This is a genomic window from Mesorhizobium sp. M4A.F.Ca.ET.050.02.1.1 (assembly GCF_003997725.1).
In the GTDB taxonomy this organism is placed as follows: domain Bacteria; phylum Pseudomonadota; class Alphaproteobacteria; order Rhizobiales; family Rhizobiaceae; genus Mesorhizobium.
Genome location: NZ_RZSG01000412.1, coordinates 1 through 5361 on the forward strand (window position 1 = coordinate 1; position 5361 = coordinate 5361).

5 protein-coding genes are annotated in these 5361 nt (G+C 64.3%); all 5 read left to right on the forward strand.

The annotated features are described in order from the left end of the window. Window positions 1-314 precede the first annotated feature (314 nt). The gene (locus EOA33_RS23055; protein ID WP_127406673.1) at window positions 315-692 is read left to right on the forward strand and encodes a VOC family protein; all 378 of its coding nucleotides are present in this window, start codon (window positions 315-317) and stop codon (window positions 690-692) included. Window positions 693-772: 80 nt separating this feature from the next. After that, window positions 773-1672: a LysR family transcriptional regulator gene (locus tag EOA33_RS23060; RefSeq protein WP_127406674.1), complete on the forward strand. Its 900-nt coding sequence runs from the start codon at window positions 773-775 to the stop codon at window positions 1670-1672. Window positions 1673-1865: 193 nt separating this feature from the next. Beyond that, complete coding sequence (locus tag EOA33_RS23065; protein ID WP_127406675.1) at window positions 1866-2345, forward strand: formate dehydrogenase subunit gamma; 480 nt, start codon at window positions 1866-1868, stop codon at window positions 2343-2345. Further along, on the forward strand, window positions 2342-3898 hold the full coding sequence (locus tag EOA33_RS23070) for an NADH-quinone oxidoreductase subunit NuoF (RefSeq protein WP_127406676.1): 1557 nt from the start codon (window positions 2342-2344) through the stop codon (window positions 3896-3898). The genes EOA33_RS23065 and EOA33_RS23070 overlap by 4 nt, the downstream gene beginning before the upstream one ends. Window positions 3899-3908: 10 nt before the next feature. Next, the coding region (locus tag EOA33_RS23075; RefSeq protein ID WP_127406677.1) for a molybdopterin-dependent oxidoreductase at window positions 3909-5361 on the forward strand (1453 nt) is incomplete at its 3' end.

A 5361-nucleotide genomic window follows, 5' to 3' on the forward strand; every position in this document is an offset into this window, starting at 1 on the left:
GACCAGGCCGAGGTCGACGATGTTGCCGGTGAAATCCGGCCCGTTGACCGTTTTCAGGCGCTCGATGACGGTTTCCTTGGTGACGGCCATGGTGTTTCCTCGGGGTTTTGGCGATGCAGATAGTGCAGTTTCCGGCAAGAACCAAGCCGTGGAGCAAAGGCTTGCGCGCGTGCCACGGAAAACGACCGATGGAGTCGGGTTTGCCCGACGCTGTTTTTGACCGATCCTCACTGCTTGCCCATGGCCGATCGATCAACGGGCCCTATCTCGGATGCCATGAGCGGCGACACAACAAATCCGGGAAGGAGACTGTCATGCTCGCAAACAGCAATGCCGCGGCCAATCTGGCGGTGAAAGATTTGACGAGAGCCAAGACCTTCTATGAGGGAACGCTTGGTCTCAAGCAGGTGGACGACATGGGTGGCGAACTGGTCGTCTACAAAAGCGGCGACACGGTCATCAACGTCTATCATTCGGAATTCGCCGGAACCAACAAGGCAACGGCTGTGACCTGGAGCGTTGGCGATGAGATCGATCCCGTCGTCAAGTCGCTGAAATCGAAGGGCGTCGCCTTCGAGCACTATGAGATGCCCGGCCTGTCGCTGGAGGGCGACATCCATGTCGGCGACGGCATGAAGGTCGCCTGGTTCAAGGATCCGGACGGCAACATCTTGTGCCTCGCGGGCGAGTAAGGGTCCGAGGCGCGATCCAGTTCGTGGTGCCGCGGCAGCGTCGTCTGGCGCAACCGCTTTGCTACGGATAGCCTGCGCCGATGATCGACAAGCTGGAATTCTTCATCGCGCTCGCCAGGGAGGAGCATTTCGGCCGGGCGGCGGAAGTGTGCGGCGTCACCCAGCCGACGCTCTCGGCGGGGATCAAGCAGCTTGAGGAGCAGCTCGGCGTCATGCTGGTGCTGCGCGGCTCGCGCTTCCAGGGCCTGACCCCGGAAGGCAAGCAGGTGCTGGTTTGGGCGCGCCGCATCGTCGGCGACAGCCGCACCATGCGCGAGGAGATGCGGGCGGCCCGCCACGGCCTGTCCGGCCGCATCCGCATAGCGGCGGTTCCGACGGCGCTGGCCATGGTGGCGCGGCTGACGACGCCATTTCGCGAAAAGCATCCCGGCGTCACCTTCTCGATCTTGTCGCGCACCTCGATCGAGGTGCTGACGCTGCTCGGCAATTTCGACGTCGATGCCGGCATCACCTATCTCGACAACGAGCCGCTCGGACGCGTGGTGAGCGTGCCGCTCTATGACGAGCGCTATCAGCTGATCACCGCGGTCGGAAATCCCTTTTCCGACCGCGACAAAGTGACGTGGGCGGAGATCAGCCAGTTGCCGCTTTGCCTGCTGACGCCCGACATGCAGAACCGCCGCATCATCGACCAGCATCTGGCCGAGGCCGGGGTGCAGGTGCGGCCGACGCTGGAATCGAATTCGATGATCGTGCTGTTTTCGCACATCCGGACCGGCAAATGGTCGTCGATCATGCCGCTCAACCTCGCGGAAACATTCGGCTTTTCCGAGCCGATCCGGGCCATTCCGATCGTCGAGCCGGACGCCAGCCACACGGTCGGTCTGGTGGCGGCACCTGGCGAGCCGCACACGCCTTTGGTGCAGGCGCTGCTGGACGAGGCGATGACGCTGGCGGACGATTTCCGCGCCCATCGCTAGGATAGACAGTGCAGGTCGAGCGCGCTTGATAGAAATTTTCTATCAAGCAACGGGACAGCTTTATTGATTTCGGAGGTTTCCTCTGATTTCGTAAGGACTTAGCGATATTGCGCCGAGTGCGTGTCGTTGTCCCAAAACCGCTCTATATCTTGGGCGACACACATCGGGTCGCCACGACCAGGGAGGGCGCTGCATGCCAATGCAGCCTGCAAGTACCGAGATCGCGTCGCGCACCGCGGCGATCATCGAGGAATTGAAGGACCTCGAAGGTCCGCTGCTGCCGATCCTGCACGAGATCCAGGAAGAATTCGGCCATGTGCCGCAGGCAGCGCTGCCGGTCATCGCCGACGGGCTGAACCTGTCCAGGGCCGAAGTGCACGGCGTCGTCACCTTCTACCATGATTTCCGCGCCCGCCCTGCCGGCCGGCATGTGCTCAAGCTCTGTCAGGCGGAAGCCTGCCAGTCGATGGGGTCGGATGCGGTCGCCGCCAAGGTCAAGCAGTTGCTCGGCATCGGTTTCCACGAGACCACCCGCGACGGATCGGTTACACTGGAGCCGGTCTATTGCCTCGGGCTTTGCGCCTGTTCGCCGTCGGCGATGCTGGACGGCGAGGTGATCGGGCGGCTCGATGACGAGAAGATCGAAGAGATCGTCGCGGAGGTGCGCTCATGATCCCCCGCATCTACGTTCCCGCCGATTCCGGCGCGCTGGCGCTCGGCGCCGAGAAGGTCGCCAAGGCGATCGAGAAGGAATTGGCCGAACGCGGCGTAGAGGCCAAGATCGTGCGCAACGGTTCGCGCGGCGCCTATTTCCTGGAACCTATGGTCGAGGTTGCGACCGCCGAGGGTCGCGTCGCCTACGGGCCAGTCAAGCCTTCCGACGTCAAGAGCCTGTTCGACAGCGGCTTCCTCAAGGGCGCGCCCCACAAGCGCTGGTTGGGCGCGCCGGACAAGATCCCGTTCCTGGCCAAGCAGACGCGGCTGACTTTCGCGCGCTGCGGCGTCATCGACCCGCTGTCGCTCGACAATTACAAGGCGCATGGCGGGCTGAAGGGCCTGCAGAACGCGGTCGCCATGGCGCCGGCCGACATCGTCAAGCAGGTCACCGAATCCGGCCTGCGCGGCCGCGGCGGCGCCGGTTTCCCGACCGGCATCAAGTGGAAGACGGTGCTGGATACGGCATCCGAGCGCAAATACATCGTCTGCAATGCCGACGAGGGCGACAGCGCCACCTTCGCCGACCGCATGATCATGGAGGGCGATCCCTTCGTGCTGATCGAGGGCATGGCGATCGCCGGCATCGCCACCGGCGCGACCAAGGGCTTTGTCTACATCCGCTCGGAATATCCGCATGCGGTGGCGACGATGAACAAGGCTGTCGAGATTGCCCGCAAGCACGGCGTGCTCGGCGTCAATGTGCTGGGCTCGCCCAACGCCTTCGACATGGAAATCCGCGTCGGCGCCGGCGCCTATGTCTGCGGCGAGGAGACCTCGCTTCTGAACAGCCTCGAAGGCAAGCGCGGCGTGGTGCGCGCCAAGCCGCCGCTGCCGGCCATCCAGGGCCTGTTCGGCAAGCCGACAGTGATCAACAACGTGATCAGCCTAGCCTCGGTGCCGATCATCATGGACAAGGGTGCCGCCTTCTACAAGGATTTCGGCATGGGCCGCTCGCGCGGCACGATCCCGATCCAGATTGCCGGCAACGTCAAGCATGGCGGCCTGTTCGAGACGGCCTTCGGCCTGACGCTGGGCGAGATCGTCGACGAGATCGGCGGCGGCACGGCTTCCGGGCGTCCGGTGAAGGCGGTGCAGGTCGGCGGTCCGCTTGGCGCCTATTTCCCGCGCGCGCTGTTCGACACGCCGTTCGACTATGAGGCCTTCGCCGCCAAGGACGGGCTGATCGGCCATGCCGGCCTCACCGTGTTCGACGACACCGCCGACATGCTGAAGCAGGCGCAATTCGCCATGGAGTTCTGCGCCATCGAGAGCTGCGGCAAGTGTACGCCGTGCCGCATCGGATCGACGCGCGGAGTGGAGGTTCTCGACAAGGTCGCCTCCGGCATCGAGGCGGAGAAGAACCTCGCACTGGTCACCGACCTCTGCAACACGATGAAGTTCGGATCGCTGTGCGCGCTGGGCGGCTTCACGCCCTACCCGGTGATGAGCTCGATCACGCATTTCCCCGAGGATTTCAAGCCGGCGCCTACGCGCGTGGCGGCTGAATAGGAGCTGGCAGATGAACATCAAGGCCGACTTCCCATCGCTCATCGAAGAGATCGACTACGGGACCCCGGAATCGAAGGCTGAGAAGCGGATCACGCTGACCGTCGACGGCCGCAGCATCAGCGTGCCGGAAGGCACCTCGATCATGCGCGCGGCGATGGAGGGCGGGGTCGAGATCCCTAAGCTCTGCGCCACCGACATGCTGGATTCGTTCGGCTCCTGCCGCGTCTGCCTGGTCGAGATCGAAGGGCGCGGCGGCACGCCGGCCTCCTGCACGACGCCGGTCGGTGAAGGCATGGTGGTGCGCACGCAGTCGGAGCGGCTCGACGCCATCCGCCGCGGCGTCATGGAGCTCTACGTCTCCGACCATCCCACCGGCTGGAACGAGCAGGCCGGCACCGGCGCCAGCGAGTTCGACGTGGTGGCGAAGTCGGTCGGCCTCTCCGAGAACCGCTACGGCGTCGAAGGCCGCAACCACGTCAAGGAAGAAGGCGGCATCGCGCCCGGCCACGGCTCGCTGGCCGTAGACTATATCGCCCGCGACGAATCCAACCCGTATTTCACCTACGATCCGGCGCAGTGCATCGTCTGCTCGCGCTGCGTGCGCGCCTGCGAGGAAGTGCAGGGCACCTTCGCGCTGACCATCGAGGGCCGCGGTTTCGAATCGCGCATGGTCGCCGGCATGAGCGAGGATTTCATCACCTCCGAATGCGTGTCCTGCGGCGCCTGCGTGCAGGCCTGCCCGACCGATGCGCTGCGCGAGAAGACCGTGCTCGAGAAGGGCATGCCGGAGCGCTCGGCCGTCACCACTTGCGCCTATTGCGGCGTCGGCTGCTCGTTCAAGGCCGAGGTGAAGGGCGACGAGGTGATCCGCATGCTGCCCTACAAGGATGGCAAGGCGAACCACGGACACTCCTGCGTGAAGGGCCGTTTCGCCTATGGCTACGCCACCCACAAGGACCGCATCCTGTCGCCGATGATCCGCGAAAAGATCTCGGATCCCTGGCGCGAGGTGAGCTGGGAAGAGGCGATCGCCCATACGGCCAAGGAATTCCGCCGTATCCAGTACCAGTACGGACGAACCGCGATCGGCGGCATCACTTCCTCGCGCTGCACCAACGAAGAGACCTACCTCGTCCAAAAACTGGTGCGCCAGGGCTTCCGCAACAACAATGTCGACACCTGCGCCCGCGTCTGCCATTCGCCGACCGGCTACGGGCTCGGCCAGACCTACGGCACCTCGGCCGGCACGCAGGATTTCGACTCGGTCGAATTCACCGACGTCGCCGTCATCATCGGGGCCAATCCGGTTTCCGCCCATCCGGTGTTCGCCTCGCGGCTGAAGAAGCGGCTGCGCCAGGGCGCCAAGCTGATCGTGCTCGATCCGCGCCGCACCGAGATGGTCAAGTCGGCGCATATCGAAGCGGACTATCACCTGCCGCTGAAGCCCGGCACCAACGTTGCCG

Bases quoted from the DNA above. Each gene is read 5' to 3' on its own strand.
- EOA33_RS23055 (WP_127406673.1), top strand. From the start codon at position 315: ATGCTCGCAAACAGCAATGCCGCGGCCAATCTGGCGGTGAAAGATTTG.
- EOA33_RS23060 (WP_127406674.1), top strand. From the start codon at position 773: ATGATCGACAAGCTGGAATTCTTCATCGCGCTCGCCAGGGAGGAGCAT.
- EOA33_RS23065 (WP_127406675.1), top strand. From the start codon at position 1,866: ATGCCAATGCAGCCTGCAAGTACCGAGATCGCGTCGCGCACCGCGGCG.
- EOA33_RS23070 (WP_127406676.1), top strand. From the start codon at position 2,342: ATGATCCCCCGCATCTACGTTCCCGCCGATTCCGGCGCGCTGGCGCTC.